Origin of the sequence: Polynucleobacter sp. 30F-ANTBAC, assembly GCF_018882385.1 — a bacterium.
In the GTDB taxonomy this organism is placed as follows: Bacteria; Pseudomonadota; Gammaproteobacteria; order Burkholderiales; family Burkholderiaceae; genus Polynucleobacter.
The window spans coordinates 350,102-366,594 of sequence record NZ_JACVON010000001.1 but is presented as its reverse complement, the minus strand read 5'-3'; the positions used below and the strand labels follow the sequence as shown (position 1 = coordinate 366,594).

Below are 16,493 nucleotides of genomic sequence, written 5' to 3'. Positions count from 1 at the left end.
ATAGAGAACAAAAAAACAATTCAAAGCAAGAGTCCAAGCAGGGCAGTGATGGCAAGCAAATGATTTTAGGCTTTCATGCTGTGATTGCTAGATTGCGCCAAGATCCAGAGTCTTTGAGAACGGTTTATGTTGATCCGGCTCGTCGCGATCGACGCATGCAGGACTTCATCAAGTCTGCTGAGCCGATCTTGGGTAGAAGGTTACATCAAGCCGATACGGAACGTTTAAGAACATTGGCTGGTAATGATCGCCACCAAGGTGTCGTAGCCTTTGCTGACAGCATTTCAAAGGTGCAAACCTTGGATGAGCTCTTGGATGCGTTGCAGGGTCCAGCGCTTTTATTGATCTTAGATGGTGTGACAGATCCTCATAATTTGGGAGCTTGCCTCCGTGTTGCCGATGGGGCCGGAGTTGATGCCGTGATTGTGCCTAAAGATCGCTCAGCCCATTTGAATGCGACGGTTAGTAAAGTCGCTAGCGGAGCTGCAGAGACTATGCCTTTAATTGCTGTGACCAACTTAGCAAGAACAATGCGTGAACTTCAAGAGGCGGGTGTTTGGTTGATCGGTACCGATGATCAATCGGAGAAAACTCTCTATGACGTGGATTTGAGTGGACCTGTTGCATTGGTTATGGGGGCTGAAGGTGAAGGCATGCGACGTTTGACGCGTGAAACATGTGATGAGCTGGTGCAAATCCCGATGTCAGGCGGGGTTGAGAGTCTGAACGTTTCTGTAGCGAGTGGTGTTTGTCTTTACGAAGCAAGACGCCAAAGGATACTAAAGGGCATTTAACTTGCTTGATACCAGCGGGAGTTAAGTATTAAAAAAATGGGCTGACTTTTTATCAAAGTCAGCCCATTAACTTTTGAAGCGTTGGAGCTAATTTACGCTTGCAAAACTTTTTCAAGTTTTTCGATATCTACACAGAAAAGGCGGATACCTTCTGATAGCTTTTCAGTTGCCATAGCATCTTGATTCAATTGATAACGAAAAGATTTCTCATCAGCGTTGATAGGTTGAATGGCCATGGATTGGGATGAGGCGACGCTTAAAGCTGGTTGAAGTTCATGGCTATGACCTTGAAGTTCACCTAATAACTCTGGGCTAATGGTTAGTAGATCGCAACCTGCTAAGTGCGTAATTTGCCCAATGTTTCTAAAGCTAGCGCCCATAACTTCGGTTTTAATGCCGAACTTCTTATAGTAATGGTAAATATTTTTAACTGAGACAACCCCTGGATCATTCGGGCCACCATGTACTTCATCGCGCCATTCTACTCCAATGGCTTTTTTATGCCAGTCAGTAATACGGCCCACGAACGGGGAAATTAGTTGCGCTTTAGCATCTGCACATGCGACTGCTTGAATCAAGCTAAATAAAAGCGTCATGTTGCATGAGATGCCTTCAGCTTGAAGTACCTTGGCAGCTTGTATGCCTTCCCAAGTACTAGCAATTTTGATCAGGACTCTATTTTTAGAGATACCGTTTGCTTCATAAGCAGCAATGATTTCGCGTGCTTTTTGAATGGTTGCATCTGTGTCAAATGAGAGGCGTGCATCGACTTCAGTAGATACGCGACCAGGTACGATCTTTAAAATCTCAATGCCAAACGCAACCAGTAAGGCATCAATCACTTGATCCACTGGCTGGCCAGAAGTTGACGTTTTAACTTGGTTGATGAGATTTTGATAATTGGGTAGCTGGGCTGCTTTTAAGATCAGCGATGGATTGGTCGTCGCGTCTTGAGGTAAAAAAGCTTGCATTCGTTCAAAGTCGCCAGTGTCTGCAACGACCTTGGTATATTGTTTTAATTGTTCTAGTAGTGTGCTCATGTATCTATTTTAGAATGTATCTGTGTATAAAATGAAATTTGTCTTTTTTAAAAGGCATTTTTGAGAAAATTTCGACGGCAGTTTTAATCCAACAACCCTATAAGCGACTAATAACCATGTTTACTCAGGATCAATTAAAGCAAATGGTAGCAGACGCTGCTAAAGACGAAGTTCTTAAAAACATGGCTCCTGGCGGAATTTTAGGTATTGGTACAGGATCTACAGCCAATTTATTCATTGATGCTTTGGCACCTCATCAGAAACATTTTTCAGGGGTGGTCTCTAGTTCTCAAGCAAGTACGGACCGCCTAAAAAAGCATGGCTTTATTGTTTTGGATAGCAATGCTGTGACTGGTTTGCCGATGTATGTCGATGGTGCGGATGAGATTAATCCAGCGGGTCATATGCTCAAAGGGGGTGGTGGTGCGCTCACTCGCGAGAAAATTGTGGCACAGCTAGCTCATTCATTTATTTGCATTTGTGATGCAAGTAAAGAAGTAGATGTGATTGGCAAGTTTCCTATCCCAGTAGAGGTTATCCCCATGGCGCAAGCCCAGGTAACCAGGTTTCTGGAGGAACTTGGAGGTAAGGTGAGCTTGAGGAAGGTGAAGGGGAGCGACCAAGTATTCGTAACCGACAACCAAGCTTGGATTTTGGATGTGGCAGGTTTGAATGTTGTTGATCCTGTTCGAATGGAATCTGAAATTAACCAGATTCCTGGCGTGATTTGTAATGGGTTATTCGCTAGAAGAAAAGCAGATGTACTTTTAATTGGTGGCGCGAATGGTGTTCGACGTCAGACTTATTAAATGCTAGTTCAATCATAAGAGCAAAGAGCTCTAAAACAATAAGGACGCTACGGCGTCCTTATTGTTTTAACAGCAAGTAAATTGTTATTTGGCTTCAGGAACGAAGCCCTGAACAGCATCTGCGCCGTCGCCATAAAAGTACTTCTCAACTTGCTTGAGTAAGTATTGACGGGCACGTGTGTCGGCCATATTAAGGCGATTTTCGTTAATCAACATGGTTTGTTGCTTTAACCAACCAGCCCAAGCTTCTTTAGAAACTTCTTGCCAAATTTTCTTGCCAAGATCGCCAGGAAGTGGGGCGAAATCCAAGCCTTCGGCCTCTTTGTTTAATTTGATACATTGAACCATACGAGTCATCTTGCTACTCCGTTATTACTTAAGTGATTAATTATAAGTTTTTAATTAAAACCATGGATTTACGTTCCCAGTTGTAGAGCTCTTTACGCTCTGCTGGAAGGTCATCAACGCTGGCACGAACAAAGCCACGTTTTAAAAACCAATGTTCTGTTCTGGTTGTCAGAACAAAAATCTTTTTAAGGCCGGCAGCTTTGGCTCTTGCTTCGATACGCTTTAATAAACGTTCACCGTCACCTGATTCTTGAGCCTGTGGATCGACCGCTAAGCATGACAACTCACCCACACCATTAGAGTAGGGGAATAGTGCTGCGCAGCCGAACAAAACCCGGTCGTGTTCAATCACGGAGAAGTGGGTGATGTCACGCTCAATCACGTCACGACCCCGAGCCACCAAAATGCCTTCGTCTTCTAAAGGTTCAATCAGTTGCAAAATGCCACCGACATCATCTAAATTGGCTTCGCGTAAATGTTCGATATCGGATGCTGCAATCATGGTGCTAATACCATCGTGTGTGAATAGCTCTTCTAATAAAGCGCCATCACGGTCATGTGGAAGTAGATGAACACGGCTTACCCCTGATCTAATAGCCCGAATCGCATTTTGCAAAAGAACCTTCAGATCCGCCTCACTCAAAGTAAGGCCAGTGATATGTTCTTCAAGTTGACGTAAAGAGAACTCTTTAATCAATTCACCTTCTAAATCAGTAATGCCGTTGTATTCGGTTAGGAAAATCAATTTATCCGCTTTAACAGCCATAGCAGCAGCTGTTGCAACATCTTCGTAAGCAATATTGAATGCCTGGCCTGTTGGTGAAAAACCAAGAGGTGACATTAAAACAATCTTGTTATTGGCTAACGAGTGCTGAATTGACTCCGAGTCCACTTTGCGGACCAAACCGGTATGCATGAAGTCAACGCCATCCACAATGCCAACGGGTCTAGCAATAATGAAATTACCTGAAATGACAGAAATACGTGAGCCAGCCATGGGCGTATTGGGCAAACCTTGACTAAAAGCAGCCTCAATATCCAACCGTAACTCACCAGAGGCTTCTTTAGCGCACTCTAGGGCAGCTGGATCGGTAATACGGTAACCGCTCATGGCACCTGTGCCATAACGACTAGTAACTTTTCTAAGGTCTAATTGTTCCTGTACTTGCGGACGGGAGCCATGAACCAGCACAATACGCATGCCCATGGCATGCAGCATGGCCACATCTTGTATCAGAGCTTCTAAACCGCCTTTTTGCACCAGTTCACCGGCAAACCCAATCACAAAGGTTTTACCTCTAAAACTGTGGATGTAGGGAGCTACATCGCGCAGCCAAGCAACGAAGGGAAAATTATTTTGGACTTGATTAGTAGGCATAGTGGAAAATTATAGGGTGCAACCAGTAAAAATGACCAAAAATTTGAAAATTCAGTTTCCTGAGGCTTTGCCCGTATCCGGGCAGCGGGAGAAGATCACCCAGGCTTTGGAGCAGAATCAGGTCATTATTGTTTGCGGCGAGACTGGCTCAGGAAAGACAACCCAGCTCCCGAAGATCTGCCTAGCCATGGGCAGGGGACGTGCCAATGGGACTGAAAAACTCATTGGACACACTCAGCCAAGGCGTATTGCAGCGACTTCCACCGCTAAAAGAATCGCCCAAGAGCTTGGTAGTCCGATTGGTGAGGATGTCGGTTACCAAGTCCGTTTTGCGGATAAAACTAGCTCTAGTGCCTCTATTAAGCTGATGACTGATGGTATTTTGCTAGCTGAGACGCAGCGAGACCCAATGCTTCAAGCGTACGACACCATCATCATCGATGAGGCTCATGAGCGAAGTTTAAATATTGACTTTCTCTTAGGTTATTTAAGACAGTTATTGCCAAAACGACCGGATCTAAAAGTCATTGTCACATCTGCCACCATTGATGCTGATCGTTTTGCCAAACACTTTGGGACGCCAGAGCATCCTGCCCCGGTGATTGAGGTCAGTGGCCGTTTATTTCCAGTGGAAGTCCGATATCGGGCTCTTCAAGAGGAAGGTAAGAAAGAGGTTCGAGAAATCCCTGAAGCAGTCTTGGACGGAATCAATGAGTTATGGGGGCATGGTGCTCAGAGCTCTGGGGATATCTTGGTTTTCTTGCCAGGAGAGCGGGAGATTCGAGATTGTGCCGAAGCGATTCGCAAAGATCATGTCCTAAATCAAAAATTCCATGCAGAGGTTTTAAGTCTATTTGCTCGCCAATCAGTGGCAGAGCAAGAGAGGGTTTTCCAAGGCGGTGGGGGTCGTCGCATCATCTTGGCCACGAACGTCGCAGAAACTTCTTTAACAGTGCCTGGTATCCGATTTGTGATTGATGCAGGGCTTGCCCGAGTTAAACGCTATTCCTATCGCAATAAGGTGGAGCAGTTGCAGGTAGAGGCTATCTCTCAGGCTGCTGCGAATCAAAGGGCGGGTCGCTGTGGTCGTGTTTCAGATGGTATTTGCATTCGGCTTTATGCCGAGAGTGATTACTTGGCTCGACCTAAATTCACCGATCCAGAAATTCTAAGAAGCTCCCTAGCGGCCGTTATATTGCGTATGCGAGCCTTGAAGTTACCGCGTATTCAAGAGTTCCCTTTTATAGAACCACCATTGGGGCGAGCGATAACCGATGGTATTCAATTGCTCGAAGAGTTGGGGGCAATGGAGTCTGAAGGTCCTCGTCAAGGCGCATTAACCCCGATCGGCAAACAGTTGGCAGCTCTCCCATTGGATCCGCGTGTTGGGCGAATGTTGTTAGCAGCAAGAGAGCATCAAGCTTTACGCGAAGTTTTAATCATTGCTACTGCTATGGCCAGCCAAGATCCTAGAGATCGTCCAATGGAATTTTCTCAAGCGGCAGACGCAGCCCACAAAACTTTTGCCGATGAGCGTTCTGAATTTTTATCTTTTGTAAAAATTTGGGATTGGTATCAAGATGCTTTGGTTCATAAACAAAGTAATCGCCAGTTAGAAAATCTTTGTAAAAGTAAGTTTATTTCTCCAAGGCGAATGCGCGAATGGCGAGATGTCCATGGGCAGTTGCATCACTCATTACTGGAGCAAGGCTGGAAGGAAAACGCTACGCCGGCAACTTTTGAACAAATCCATTTATCACTTCTAACAGGCTTATTGGGCAATATTGCCAAAAAAGCTGAAGATGATAAGAATGGTCCCGGCATCTATGAAGGTGCTAGGGGCATTAAGCTAAATATTTGGCCAGGTTCTACGATTGGTAAAAAAGCTGGTGCCTGGATATTGGCATCCGAGTTAGTAGAAACCAGTCGCCTATTTGCAAGGACCATTGCCAAGATTGAACCTCAATGGGTTGAGAAAGTTGCGGCACACCGCTTGGTTAAATCTTGGAGTGACCCATTTTGGGATAGTCGCCAAGGCGAGGTCATGGCACATGAGAGGGGAACTCTTTATGGCTTGCCAATTTACCATGGTCGCAAAGTACGTTTCTCTCCAAAAGATCCCGAAGAGGCACGTCGTATTTTTATTCAAAGAGCTTTGGTGGAAGCTGAGTTATTAGGCCAAGCAGAGGCTGCTAGCTCCCAAAAACAATCTGGTTCGATCCTATCTTTTTTCTGGCATAACCAGTCGCTAATTAAACAAATTGAAGCCTTGGAGCATCGCTCACGACGTCAAGACGTTCTGGTTGATGAAGAGCTCTTATTTGCTTTTTATGATCAGCATTTATCGAGCGATGTATTGAGTAGAGCAAGCCTCGAAGCTTGGTTAAAAGCAGACTCTAAGAATCCGAGTTTATTGAAACTGGATAAGTCTGATTTGATGCGCCATGAGGCAGCGGGTATCACTTTGGATCGCTACCCAAAAACCATGAAGATGGCGGGTGGCGAAGTTCAGTTGAGCTATCACTTTGAGCCAGGCAGTCCTAAGGATGGCGTCACTATGATTGTTCCTTTGGCGCTATTAAATCAAATTGACCAACGACGTTGTGAGTGGTTAGTCCCTGGACTTTGTATTGAAAAAGTACAGCTGTACCTCAAGTCCTTGCCTCAAAAATTAAGAAGAAATTGCGTCCCATTACCAGAGTACGCTAAAAAATTTGTTGAGCGCTTAACGCAAGCTAATTCATTTGGAGAGGGTGATTTTTTAGAAGCGCTGATTGCAGATATACGTGCTAACACGCAAGTCCAAACGCATCGTGCAGACTATCGTCCAGAAAATCTTCCAACCCATTGTTTTATGAATTTTCGTTTGGTGGATGAATATGGTCGACAAATTGACTTGGATCGCAATCTTGGCAAATTGCGTGCTGAGTATGCTCAGTCTGCGAGAGAGGTATTCCAAGAAGTGGCGGCTAGTGCGGTTAGTCAATTGGGTTCTAAGGTAATACCACCTCAAACAAAAGGGCAGGGTCTTCAGTCCTTACAATCTCTTAAAAGCTTAAAGCTTTTGGATGACCGTCAAGAAGGTGCGTCTCTTCCGGTTCAGTCAAAGCAAACAGTACCAGTATCTGCATCATCTTTATCTCAAATAGAGCAGCTTAAAGATTGGTGTTTTGGTGAGTTGCCTGAAATGCTCGAGATCAAGCGAGGCAAACAAACATTGTACGGATATCCTGCGCTAGTTGATCATCAAACGCACTGCGATATTGAGGTCTTTGACGATCCTGAGATAGCTAGAAAGATTCATCGTCAAGGTTTAAGAAGGTTATTTGCGATACCCATGAGAGAGACGATCAAGTCTCTCCAGAAACAATTACCAGGTTCTAGAGATATTGGTTTGCTCTTTATGAACATTGGTTCGTCGGATGTGCTGATGACCCAAATTATTGAGTTGGCTTTGGATCGATCTTGTTTAATGGAACCTCTGCCAACCAATTATGTGACATTCAAAGTGCGTCTTGATGCGGGCAAGCCAAAGTTAGCTCTCATTTCTCAAGAGATTGCGCGACATGCTTTAGCAAGTCTTCAAGCTTTTGCCGATGTGCAGAAAAAGATGTCGTCATTGAAGGCCTTATCCACTTCTGCTCATGCAGATGTTACACAGCAAATTCAGAAATTGATTCATGCTCAATTTATTGCTGAAACACCCTATGAATCATTAGTCCACATTCCTAGGTATCTCAAAGCGATACTGTTGCGTATTGAGAAATTGCGAGCCAATCCGAGTAGGGATGCGCAACTCCAAACTGAGTGGCAGTCTATTTATAACCCTTGGATAAAGTTGATTCAATCGCAAAAAGTTTATGGCGGGTCTGTAGATGGAAGGCTTGATGATATTCGCTGGCAACTGGAAGAGTTACGCGTTGCACTTTTTGCCCAAGAGTTGAAAACACCAACTCCAATGTCAACCAAGCGTCTTCAGAAAATCTTAGAAAGCCTTCGCAAATAAGGTGCCTTTTTTCAGTAGGGTCTTTTCGCACGCATATACTTATAAAAATCATAACAAATAAGCCTGATTTACGAAAATATAGTGATGACAGATGCATACATTCCACAGAAAACTAAAGGAGAAAAATGATATTTTTTGATACTTTGCAATCCGTTAATGACTTAACGGAATCTGGAATGGAGTTGCAGCAGGCTAAATCAATAACGCAGCTCATAAAAAAACTGATTGAAAGTCAATATGCCAATTTGGCAACCAAACAAGATCTCGATAAATTGTCATCCGAATGCCAATTTGAAATAGGATCGATTAAGTCTGAGATCAAGTCTATCAAGTGGATGTTGAGTGCGTTTGGGGCCATTGTGATTGTGGCGATAGTTCAGCATAACTTCATTCATTCATAAAAATCTACAAGCCAAAAACGGAGGGTCAGGGCTGAGGAAATGATTTTTATTAACTAAAGGAGAAAAATGATATTTTTTGATACTTTGCAATCCGTTAATGATTTAACAGAATCTGGAATGGAGTTGCAGCAGGCCAAGTCAATAATGGGCCTCTTTAAAAAACTGATTGAGGGTCAATACAGTCATCTTGCAACCAAGCAAGATTTAGAGAAGCTATCAACTGAGTGCAAAGCTGATATTTGTGAGCTAAAGTTTGAAATAGGATCCATTAAGTCTGAAATCAAGTCTATCAAGTGGATGTTGAGTGCGTTTGGGGCCATTGTGATTGTGGCGATAGTTCAGCATAACTTCATTCATTCTTAGATTTTTGGTGGACAACAAGATTAGCGAGAGCTAGTTGGTCTGGTGAACTGTGGAAATAATTGGGTTAATAAATAATCTAATGGGTTTTTAAGATTTTTGTCATTTTGGGTCTTAGAATATGGGGATGTCCAATGCCTCCCCTATATCCCTTCATAAAGTACTAGCTTTGATGCTGGTTTTTGGCTCGACTGTTCTGGCCAACCATGAGGTGGAAGCCAAAGAAGTTGCGCCAAATTCAGGTAATAGAAAAACAGCAATTGTTCTAAATTCCGGTGAGGCAAGCGTTAGTTTAATTGATATGACGACGCGCCAAGTTTATAAAACCTTTCCGGTTGGTAAAGAGCCCCATCATCTAATGATCACTCCGGATCAAAAATCTGTGTTGGTAGCTAATGCTGCTGGTAACGATGTTGTGTTTTTAGATCCAAACACGGGTGAGATGCAACGCCGATTACCTGATATTGCTGACCCTTATCATATTGGTTATTCGCCGAACAAGAAGTGGTTTATTGCTGCAGGCAATCGATTGGATAGAGTGGATATCTATCAAGCCAAAGGCCAAGATCTGACTTTAACAAAAATTGTTAAAGCCTCCAAAACACCAAGCCATATTGCTTTTACATCCAATAGCAAAATCACATTTGTGACATTACAAGACTCCAATGAGTTAATTGCTATTGAATTAGACACTCAAGAAATTCTTTGGCGCATGCCAATAGGGAAAATGCCGGCTGGGGTTTGGATGACTCCAGGAGATAAATATTTATTAGTCGGATTAACTGGCTCTGACCATGTTCAGGTCATTGATTGGAAAACCCAAAAAATTATTAAAGAGATCAAAACTGGTAAAGGTGCTCATAACTTCAGGCCCATGGGAGATCAACGCCATATTTTCTTGACGAACCGCGTTGATTCAACAATCAGTATCATTGATATGTACAACCTTGAAAAGGTGGCGGATATCACTGGTTTACCATCGGGACCGGATTGCATGGATGTGACGCCTGATGGTAAAGAATTGTGGGTCACTTTTAGATTCTCAAAGAAAGTGGGTATTATTGATATTCCAAGTCGAAAGCTTATTTCGACCATCCCAGTAGGAAAAAGCCCTCATGGTATTTTCTTTTACCCAAGTGCCTCGTGGAAGTAAACATCACCTATTGGCCCTTGCAACTTAAGTCATTGGATAAAAGATGCGTATGAAGATTTTTTTCCTATCTTTTTATTTCATAAGTACCGTCACTTACGCTTCCACTTGTTCAAAACCGCTTTATCTCACTTTTGATACTGGCAACATGGCTGTTGCTGAGTTAGTGGCCGATACATTGCGAAAAAACCATATCAAAGCCACATTTTTTTTGGCTAATGAAAAAACAAAGCGCGGTGATTATTCTCTAGATGACTCTTGGGCATCTTTTTGGAAAAATTTAAAAAGCGACGGCCATGCTTTTGGCAACCATACTTACCATCACACTTATTTTGTTCGTGATTTGGAAGGTTATAAGGTTTTGACTCGCCCTCAATTTGGTCCAAGTGCCGGTAAGAAGGTGGTAACAGACCAAGCAAGCTTGTGCCAAGAGTTACAGTTGGTTAATCAGCGCTTCAAAAAAATGACAGGTTCACCTTTGGATCCTATATGGCGAGCACCTGGGGGAAAGGTTTCATCTGGTTATATTGAAATGGGACATATTTGTGGGTATACCCATGTGGGTTGGTCCCCAGCTGGTTTTTTGGGTGATGAGTTGTCATCTGAAAAGTTTTCTAACAACTATTTATTAGATAAAGCACTTAAAGACATTCGAGCTGGCGATATATTGATGGCGCATTTAGGTATTTGGTCACGGCAGGATGCTTGGGCACCTACCGTTTTGGAACCCTTGATTGTGGGCTTAAAAAGTCAAGGGTACTGTTTTGAAACAGTTCGCTCAGCCAAGCAAAATTCTCAAATTTCAAGAATAATTGAGTAGATGAGTTTATTGGTAACCTGGTATTCAAGTATCCAAGAATGGATGATGCAAAACATTGTTTTGCCTATTCTCTATGCTTTTAACGGTATGGGTTTCGCTGATGATGCTATGACCGGACTTGACTGGTTTCTCTTGGGTTTCATCCAAGTTTTGGTCATTGCTTTGGTTTTTAAGCCGATTGAAAAATTAATTCCCGCAGAAAAAATTGCTGGGGATCCGGGTCATCAACAGTTAACTGATGTTTTTTATACCTTGATCCATCGCTTGGGTGTTTTTAAGTTGGCTCTCTTTCTACTTTTTTCAGACTTGTTTTTTTGGTTTGATGCACAACTTCATGACTTTGGTTTTCAGCGCTTAAATGTTGAAAGTTGGTTGCCTGGTATCACATCCATTCCACTTGTTAGTTTTTTGATTTACTTGATCATCATTGATTTCTTTGAATACGTGTATCACCGTGCATCACATCATTGGAATTGGTGGTGGCAGTTACACGCACTGCATCATAGCCAGCAAAGGATGACGGTTTGGACCGACAATAGAAATCATGTTTTTGATGACTTAATACATTCTGCTTTTTTTGCAGTTATTGCATTGATGATTGGAGTTGAACCGATTCAATTTTTATGGATCATTGCTTTAGGGCAACTTATCCAAAGTTGGCAACATGGCAACTTAAATTTAGATCATGGTTGGTTTGGGTATGTTCTGATATCCCCCAAATTTCATCGTTTTCATCATGCTGTTGGCATGGGTCATGAAGTAGAAGGGCGGCCAGGGGTTCTGGGTGGATGTAATTTTGGCGTTCTGTTTCCTTGGTGGGATATGCTGTTTAGAACGGCTCGATTTAGTCAGGATATTTATCCGACAGGGGTTAGGGGTTTAACGGTTTCAAACAATCTGATTCGTCATCAATGGCAGGGTTTAGTCCACAGTTTCAAATCTTTACTCTCAAAATAATTTTTAAGGTAGAACGTGTTTCGATCATTTGGTTTGGCACTCATTGGCTTATTGCATCCTAGAATTATTTGGCTCACTTTTAGGCCATTTATTCTTATTAGTTTGTTATGGGGCCTGATTTTCTTTTTCATTTGGGAAAGATCAATTGCACTCATGAGTGAATTGATTACCAACTCATTCATCACTTCATGGCTGGCTGACTTAATGACTGCCGCTGGTTGGGAAGAGTTGCGTGCCGTAGTTGCGCCACTGCTATTTGTTGGGCTGATGATTCCATTGATTACCATCTCACTATTGATTTTTGTTGCATTTACATCCGTGCCTGCGGTAGTTAGGCACCTAAGCAAACAAAAAAATTACTCAACACTTTACGAAGCTAAAGGCGGTGGTTTGCTAGGTAGTATTGGTTACGCTTTCATTTCTATATTAATGTGCCTGCTTCTGCTTTTGATGACGTTGCCATTTTGGTGGATACCACCCATGGTCGCTATCATTCCTCCTCTGTTATGGGGGTGGCTCACCATGCGTTTGATGACCTATGATGTCCTTGCTCAACATGCTAGCGAGGAAGAGCGCATATCGTTGATCACTAAACATAAATGGTCCTTATTGTCGATGGGTGTTATTTCTGGATTGATGGGGGCTGTTCCAACTTTCTTCTGGGCAACTTCAGCCTTCGCTTTGGTTTTCTTTCCTGTAGTTTCATTTTTTGCGCTATGGATTTACTCCATGGTTTTCATTTTTTCAGCTCTCTGGTTTGCGCATTTTCTCTTGGAGGCTTTGCGACTCGAGAGATTAAATGGAGTCATTGATGTCTAATCATCCTACCCTTAGAAAATTTAGACTGATTGTGATTGGCGATGAGATTTTGTCAGGTAAGCGCCAAGATAAACATATGACCAAGCTCATTGAGCTTTTATCAGATAGAAGCCTTTCCTTAAGTCATGTGGAGTATGTGGCGGATGATCGTGAGGCGATTACCCATGTTTTGAAACGAAGTTTTGCGAGTGGAGATATTGTTTTTAGTACGGGTGGTATTGGTTCTACGCCTGATGACCACACGCGGCAATGCGCAGCCGCGGCTTTAGGGGTTGAGTTGGTCTTGCATCCTGAAGCTAAAACATTGATTACCCAGAGAATCATTACGAATGCCGAGGGTGATCCAGTTAAGTCAGACTTGAGTACCCGCGAAAATCTACAGCGTATGAAAATGGGGGAGTTTCCCATTGGTAGTGAGATCATCCCGAACTCCTACAATCAGATTCCTGGTTTTAGAATTCATGAGCATCACTTTTTACCTGGGTTTCCTGTCATGGCCGAGCCCATGATGGTTTGGGTTTTAGACCATCTTTATCCAGAGCTTTGTCATCAGCAAGATCATTTAGAGCGAAGCTTTATTGTTCCTTTAGCTATGGAGGCTAATTTAACCCCTTTAATGGAGCATATTGAGAGTTCTTATCCTGGGGTTAGGGTTTTTAGTCTGCCATCGGTTGGGGACCCTAATCGAGGGGGTATTTTTGCTCGACGCCACATTGAATTGGGTTTAAAGGGTTCGTCAGATGATGTTCTGGCAGTTTTACCACTGTTACGGCAGGGTGTTCAGGATTTAGGACATGAAACCCATGACCTGCCCATAAATGGTGCTTAAAAAGGGAAAAGTCTATTCTGGTGCTTAATTGCACTAAAATGGTGCAATTAAGTTTTTCTCTTAGGATTTTATTAGCCTAAAATGCTGGAAAGTCATGAAGTTTGTTTTGGCATGCTTTGTGCATAATTTGTAATAGCTGGTTATTTGATAAGGTTAGTCGAATAACTTATTTGAGATTGTTTAACAGGAGATTTGCATGACCACGAAGACCGTCGCAGATGTAATGAAGCTTGCGAAAGAAAAAGAAGTTACTTTTGTAGACTTCCGTTTTACAGATACCAAAGGTAAAGAGCAGCACGTTTCAGTGCCTGTTTCACACTTTGATGAAGATAAATTTGAGAGCGGTCATGCATTTGACGGTTCTTCAATTGCTGGTTGGAAAGGTATTGAAGCATCAGATATGTTGTTGATGCCTGATCCTTCAACAGCTTACATTGACCCATTCTATGAAGAGCCAACTTTGGTTCTTTCATGTGACGTTATTGAGCCATCAGATGGCAAAGGTTACGACCGCGACCCACGTTCTATCGCTAAGCGTGCTGAAGCTTACTTAAAGAGCACAGGCATTGGTGATACAGCTTACTTTGGTCCAGAGCCAGAGTTCTTTGTATTTGACAGCGTAACATGGGGCAACGACATGCAAGGTTGTTTCTTCAAAGTTGAATCTGAAGAAGCACCATGGTCATCAGCAACAACATTTGAACATGGCAATACAGGTCACCGTCCAGGTAAAAAGGGTGGTTACTTCCCAGTAGCACCAGTAGATACATTCCAAGACATGCGTTCTGAAATGTGTTTAATCCTTGAAGCGCTTGGTATTCCGGTTGAAGTTCATCACCATGAAGTGGCTGGTCAAGGTCAAAACGAATTAGGCACAAGATTTAGCACATTGGTTCAGCGTGCTGACTGGACTATCTTGCAAAAGTATGTGATCCAAAACGTGGCTCATGCTTACGGTAAGACAGCAACATTTATGCCTAAGCCAATCGTTGGCGACAACGGTTCAGGTATGCACGTTCACCAGTCTATCTGGAAAGATGGTCAAAACTTGTTCGCAGGTAATGGCTATGCTGGTTTGTCAGATCTCGCTTTGTATTACATCGGCGGTATCATTAAGCACGCTCGCGCATTGAATGCAATTACAAACCCAGGTACTAACTCATACAAGCGTTTAGTTCCAGGTTTCGAAGCACCAGTTAAATTGGCTTACTCAGCACGTAACCGTTCTGCTTCAATCCGTATTCCTCACGTATCAAATCCTAAGGGTCGTCGTATTGAGACTCGTTTCCCAGATCCTTTGGCAAACCCATACCTCTGTTTCGCTGCATTGATGATGGCTGGTTTGGATGGTATCCAAAACAAGATTCATCCAGGTGAAGCTGCTGACAAGAACTTGTATGACTTGCCACCAGAGGAAGATGCAAAGATTCCAACAGTATGTAACAGCTTGGATCAAGCGCTTGAGGCATTGAATGCTGACCGTGAGTTCTTAACTCGTGGTGGTGTGTTCACAAACTCTATGCTTGATGCATACATCGAATTGAAGATGGAAGAAGTTACTCGCTTCCGTATGGCTGCTCACCCAGTCGAATTCGATATGTACTATTCACTCTAATTGAGAGAGTAGAGCAAAGGGAAGCGCAGAAATGTTGCGCAAACCAGCAGAAGGGGCAGCTAAAGCTGCCCTTTTTTCTCCCTACTCAGCATGGGATCAGTTACCTAATGCTGTGTTGGTGGTTGATTACGACCATCAAATGGTGGTTTATGCCAACCCAATGGCTGAGGTTAGCCTTGATCTTTCAAGGAAAATTTTAGAGGGATTGAGTATTCATGATTTATTTGGTCATCACCCAGAATTAATCAAAATGTTAGATGCTGTGAAGATCGACCAGATCGAAGCGCAGCGTCAAGATTTGCAGCTTGGTCCAGGACCTTCGCGTGCGGATCACCAGCCTATTACGGCCCACATGGTTGTAGGCGCCTTAGAAGACCCTAATTTAGTTCTCATGGAGTGGTTACCGCTTGATCAGCAATTGCAAAGCGAAAGAGATGCCAGGTTACTTCAGCAAGTAGAAGCCAATAAAAGCTTAATGCGTAATCTAGCTCATGAAATTAAGAATCCTTTGGGCGGCATTAGAGGTGCTGCGCAGCTCTTGGAATATGAGCTACCAGATCGAAGCCTTCATGAGTACACGCAAGTCATTATTAAAGAATCGGATCGACTTCAAACTCTAGTGGATCGTCTATTAGCACCTCACAGAAAACAACATATTGATGATTACGTCAATATCCATGAGGTTTTAGAACGTGTTCGGAGTTTGGTTTTGGCGGAGTTTCCTCAGGGGTTGACGATCAAACGTAATTACGACACTAGCTTGCCTGATCTTTTAGGAGATAAGGAAGCATTGATTCAGGCGGTATTGAATGTGGTTCATAACGCTGCGCAAGCTCTTAGGAATCAAATTGCTGAGGGAACAGCTGTGATTGAGTTGTATACCAGGGTGGCCAGAAATGTAACGATTAGTAAGCAACGATACAAACTGGCATTGGACTTGCATGTAAAAGATAACGGTCCTGGAATCCCAGAGGAAATTAAGGATAAGATATTTTTTCCCTTGGTTTCAGGTAAGGAAGGCGGTAGTGGTTTAGGTCTGACATTGGCTCAAACTTATGTTCAACAGCATTTTGGCTTCATTGGATGTTCAAGCGTGCCTGGATCAACCGACTTTCAGATGCAAATGCCTTTCCGCATGAAAAGCGGGGATGCTTAAATAGTATTGGA

Annotated in this window: 15 protein-coding genes; 12 read left to right on the top strand and 3 right to left on the bottom strand. The window is 43.1% G+C overall.

Going from position 1 to position 16,493, the window contains the following annotated elements; all coding sequences use genetic code 11:
- The first annotated feature begins 59 nt into the window (after positions 1 to 59).
- Positions 60 to 794 carry a 23S rRNA (guanosine(2251)-2'-O)-methyltransferase RlmB gene (gene rlmB, locus ICN28_RS01495; protein ID WP_255536142.1) on the top strand — a complete coding sequence of 245 codons (735 nt, stop codon included), beginning with the start codon at positions 60 to 62 and terminating at the stop codon, positions 792 to 794.
- Between the two features lie 92 nt (positions 795 to 886).
- Here rlmB and tal read toward each other — a convergent pair whose 3' ends face one another.
- A complete protein-coding gene (gene tal / locus ICN28_RS01490) occupies positions 887 to 1,834 on the bottom strand; it encodes a transaldolase (RefSeq protein WP_216285705.1) in 948 nt (315 codons plus the stop codon).
- A 116-nt stretch (positions 1,835 to 1,950) separates the two neighbouring features.
- Here tal and rpiA point away from each other — a divergent pair, with 116 nt between their 5' ends.
- Positions 1,951 to 2,643 (top strand): ribose-5-phosphate isomerase RpiA, encoded by a 693-nt coding sequence (rpiA, locus tag ICN28_RS01485; protein WP_216286829.1) that lies wholly within the window; start codon positions 1,951 to 1,953, stop codon positions 2,641 to 2,643.
- Between the two features lie 84 nt (positions 2,644 to 2,727).
- Here the strand turns inward: rpiA and ICN28_RS01480 are convergent, their stop codons facing one another.
- Positions 2,728 to 3,000, bottom strand: a complete 273-nt coding sequence (locus ICN28_RS01480) for an oxidative damage protection protein (RefSeq protein ID WP_216285703.1) — start codon at positions 2,998 to 3,000, stop codon at positions 2,728 to 2,730.
- Between the two features lie 31 nt (positions 3,001 to 3,031).
- Positions 3,032 to 4,369, bottom strand: coding sequence for an amino-acid N-acetyltransferase (gene argA, locus ICN28_RS01475; protein ID WP_216285701.1), 1,338 nt, complete (start codon positions 4,367 to 4,369; stop codon positions 3,032 to 3,034).
- Between the two features lie 31 nt (positions 4,370 to 4,400).
- Here argA and hrpA point away from each other — a divergent pair, with 31 nt between their 5' ends.
- From hrpA to glnL, 10 genes are all read left to right on the top strand, one after another.
- The gene (gene hrpA / locus ICN28_RS01470; RefSeq protein ID WP_216285700.1) at positions 4,401 to 8,375 is read left to right on the top strand and encodes an ATP-dependent RNA helicase HrpA; all 3,975 of its coding nucleotides are present in this window, start codon (positions 4,401 to 4,403) and stop codon (positions 8,373 to 8,375) included.
- Between the two features lie 125 nt (positions 8,376 to 8,500).
- Positions 8,501 to 8,776, top strand: a complete 276-nt coding sequence (locus tag ICN28_RS01465) for a DUF1640 domain-containing protein (protein ID WP_216285698.1) — start codon at positions 8,501 to 8,503, stop codon at positions 8,774 to 8,776.
- A 66-nt stretch (positions 8,777 to 8,842) separates the two neighbouring features.
- Complete coding sequence (locus ICN28_RS01460; RefSeq protein ID WP_216285696.1) at positions 8,843 to 9,139, top strand: coiled-coil domain-containing protein; 297 nt, start codon at positions 8,843 to 8,845, stop codon at positions 9,137 to 9,139.
- A gap of 124 nt (positions 9,140 to 9,263) precedes the next feature.
- Complete coding sequence (locus tag ICN28_RS01455) at positions 9,264 to 10,289, top strand: YncE family protein (protein WP_255536078.1); 1,026 nt, start codon at positions 9,264 to 9,266, stop codon at positions 10,287 to 10,289.
- A gap of 43 nt (positions 10,290 to 10,332) precedes the next feature.
- The gene (locus tag ICN28_RS01450) at positions 10,333 to 11,106 is read left to right on the top strand and encodes a polysaccharide deacetylase family protein (protein ID WP_216285694.1); all 774 of its coding nucleotides are present in this window, start codon (positions 10,333 to 10,335) and stop codon (positions 11,104 to 11,106) included.
- A complete protein-coding gene (locus ICN28_RS01445; RefSeq protein WP_216285692.1) occupies positions 11,107 to 12,063 on the top strand; it encodes a sterol desaturase family protein in 957 nt (318 codons plus the stop codon).
- A 15-nt stretch (positions 12,064 to 12,078) separates the two neighbouring features.
- Positions 12,079 to 12,882, top strand: a complete 804-nt coding sequence (locus tag ICN28_RS01440) for an EI24 domain-containing protein (protein WP_216285690.1) — start codon at positions 12,079 to 12,081, stop codon at positions 12,880 to 12,882.
- The gene (locus ICN28_RS01435; protein WP_216285688.1) at positions 12,875 to 13,711 is read left to right on the top strand and encodes a molybdopterin-binding protein; all 837 of its coding nucleotides are present in this window, start codon (positions 12,875 to 12,877) and stop codon (positions 13,709 to 13,711) included. The genes ICN28_RS01440 and ICN28_RS01435 overlap by 8 nt, the downstream gene beginning before the upstream one ends.
- A gap of 196 nt (positions 13,712 to 13,907) precedes the next feature.
- The gene (gene glnA / locus ICN28_RS01430; protein WP_216285686.1) at positions 13,908 to 15,326 is read left to right on the top strand and encodes a type I glutamate--ammonia ligase; all 1,419 of its coding nucleotides are present in this window, start codon (positions 13,908 to 13,910) and stop codon (positions 15,324 to 15,326) included.
- Positions 15,327 to 15,357: 31 nt separating this feature from the next.
- Positions 15,358 to 16,482: a nitrogen regulation protein NR(II) gene (gene glnL, locus ICN28_RS01425; RefSeq protein WP_216285684.1), complete on the top strand. Its 1,125-nt coding sequence runs from the start codon at positions 15,358 to 15,360 to the stop codon at positions 16,480 to 16,482.
- The last annotated feature ends 11 nt before the right edge of the window (positions 16,483 to 16,493 follow it).

What these genes read in the sequence shown, in the direction of transcription:
- rpiA (WP_216286829.1), top strand. Translation starts at nt 1,951, where the DNA reads ATGTTTACTCAGGATCAATTAAAGCAAATGGTAGCAGACGCTGCTAAA.
- ICN28_RS01455 (WP_255536078.1), top strand. Translation starts at nt 9,264, where the DNA reads ATGTCCAATGCCTCCCCTATATCCCTTCATAAAGTACTAGCTTTGATG.
- ICN28_RS01435 (WP_216285688.1), top strand. Translation starts at nt 12,875, where the DNA reads ATGTCTAATCATCCTACCCTTAGAAAATTTAGACTGATTGTGATTGGC.
- glnA (WP_216285686.1), top strand. Translation starts at nt 13,908, where the DNA reads ATGACCACGAAGACCGTCGCAGATGTAATGAAGCTTGCGAAAGAAAAA.
- ICN28_RS01450 (WP_216285694.1), top strand. Translation starts at nt 10,333, where the DNA reads ATGCGTATGAAGATTTTTTTCCTATCTTTTTATTTCATAAGTACCGTC.
- ICN28_RS01460 (WP_216285696.1), top strand. Translation starts at nt 8,843, where the DNA reads ATGATATTTTTTGATACTTTGCAATCCGTTAATGATTTAACAGAATCT.
- argA (WP_216285701.1), bottom strand. Translation starts at nt 4,369, where the DNA reads ATGCCTACTAATCAAGTCCAAAATAATTTTCCCTTCGTTGCTTGGCTG.
- glnL (WP_216285684.1), top strand. Translation starts at nt 15,358, where the DNA reads ATGTTGCGCAAACCAGCAGAAGGGGCAGCTAAAGCTGCCCTTTTTTCT.
- tal (WP_216285705.1), bottom strand. Translation starts at nt 1,834, where the DNA reads ATGAGCACACTACTAGAACAATTAAAACAATATACCAAGGTCGTTGCA.
- ICN28_RS01480 (WP_216285703.1), bottom strand. Translation starts at nt 3,000, where the DNA reads ATGACTCGTATGGTTCAATGTATCAAATTAAACAAAGAGGCCGAAGGC.
- ICN28_RS01465 (WP_216285698.1), top strand. Translation starts at nt 8,501, where the DNA reads ATGATATTTTTTGATACTTTGCAATCCGTTAATGACTTAACGGAATCT.
- ICN28_RS01445 (WP_216285692.1), top strand. Translation starts at nt 11,107, where the DNA reads ATGAGTTTATTGGTAACCTGGTATTCAAGTATCCAAGAATGGATGATG.
- hrpA (WP_216285700.1), top strand. Translation starts at nt 4,401, where the DNA reads ATGACCAAAAATTTGAAAATTCAGTTTCCTGAGGCTTTGCCCGTATCC.
- rlmB (WP_255536142.1), top strand. Translation starts at nt 60, where the DNA reads ATGATTTTAGGCTTTCATGCTGTGATTGCTAGATTGCGCCAAGATCCA.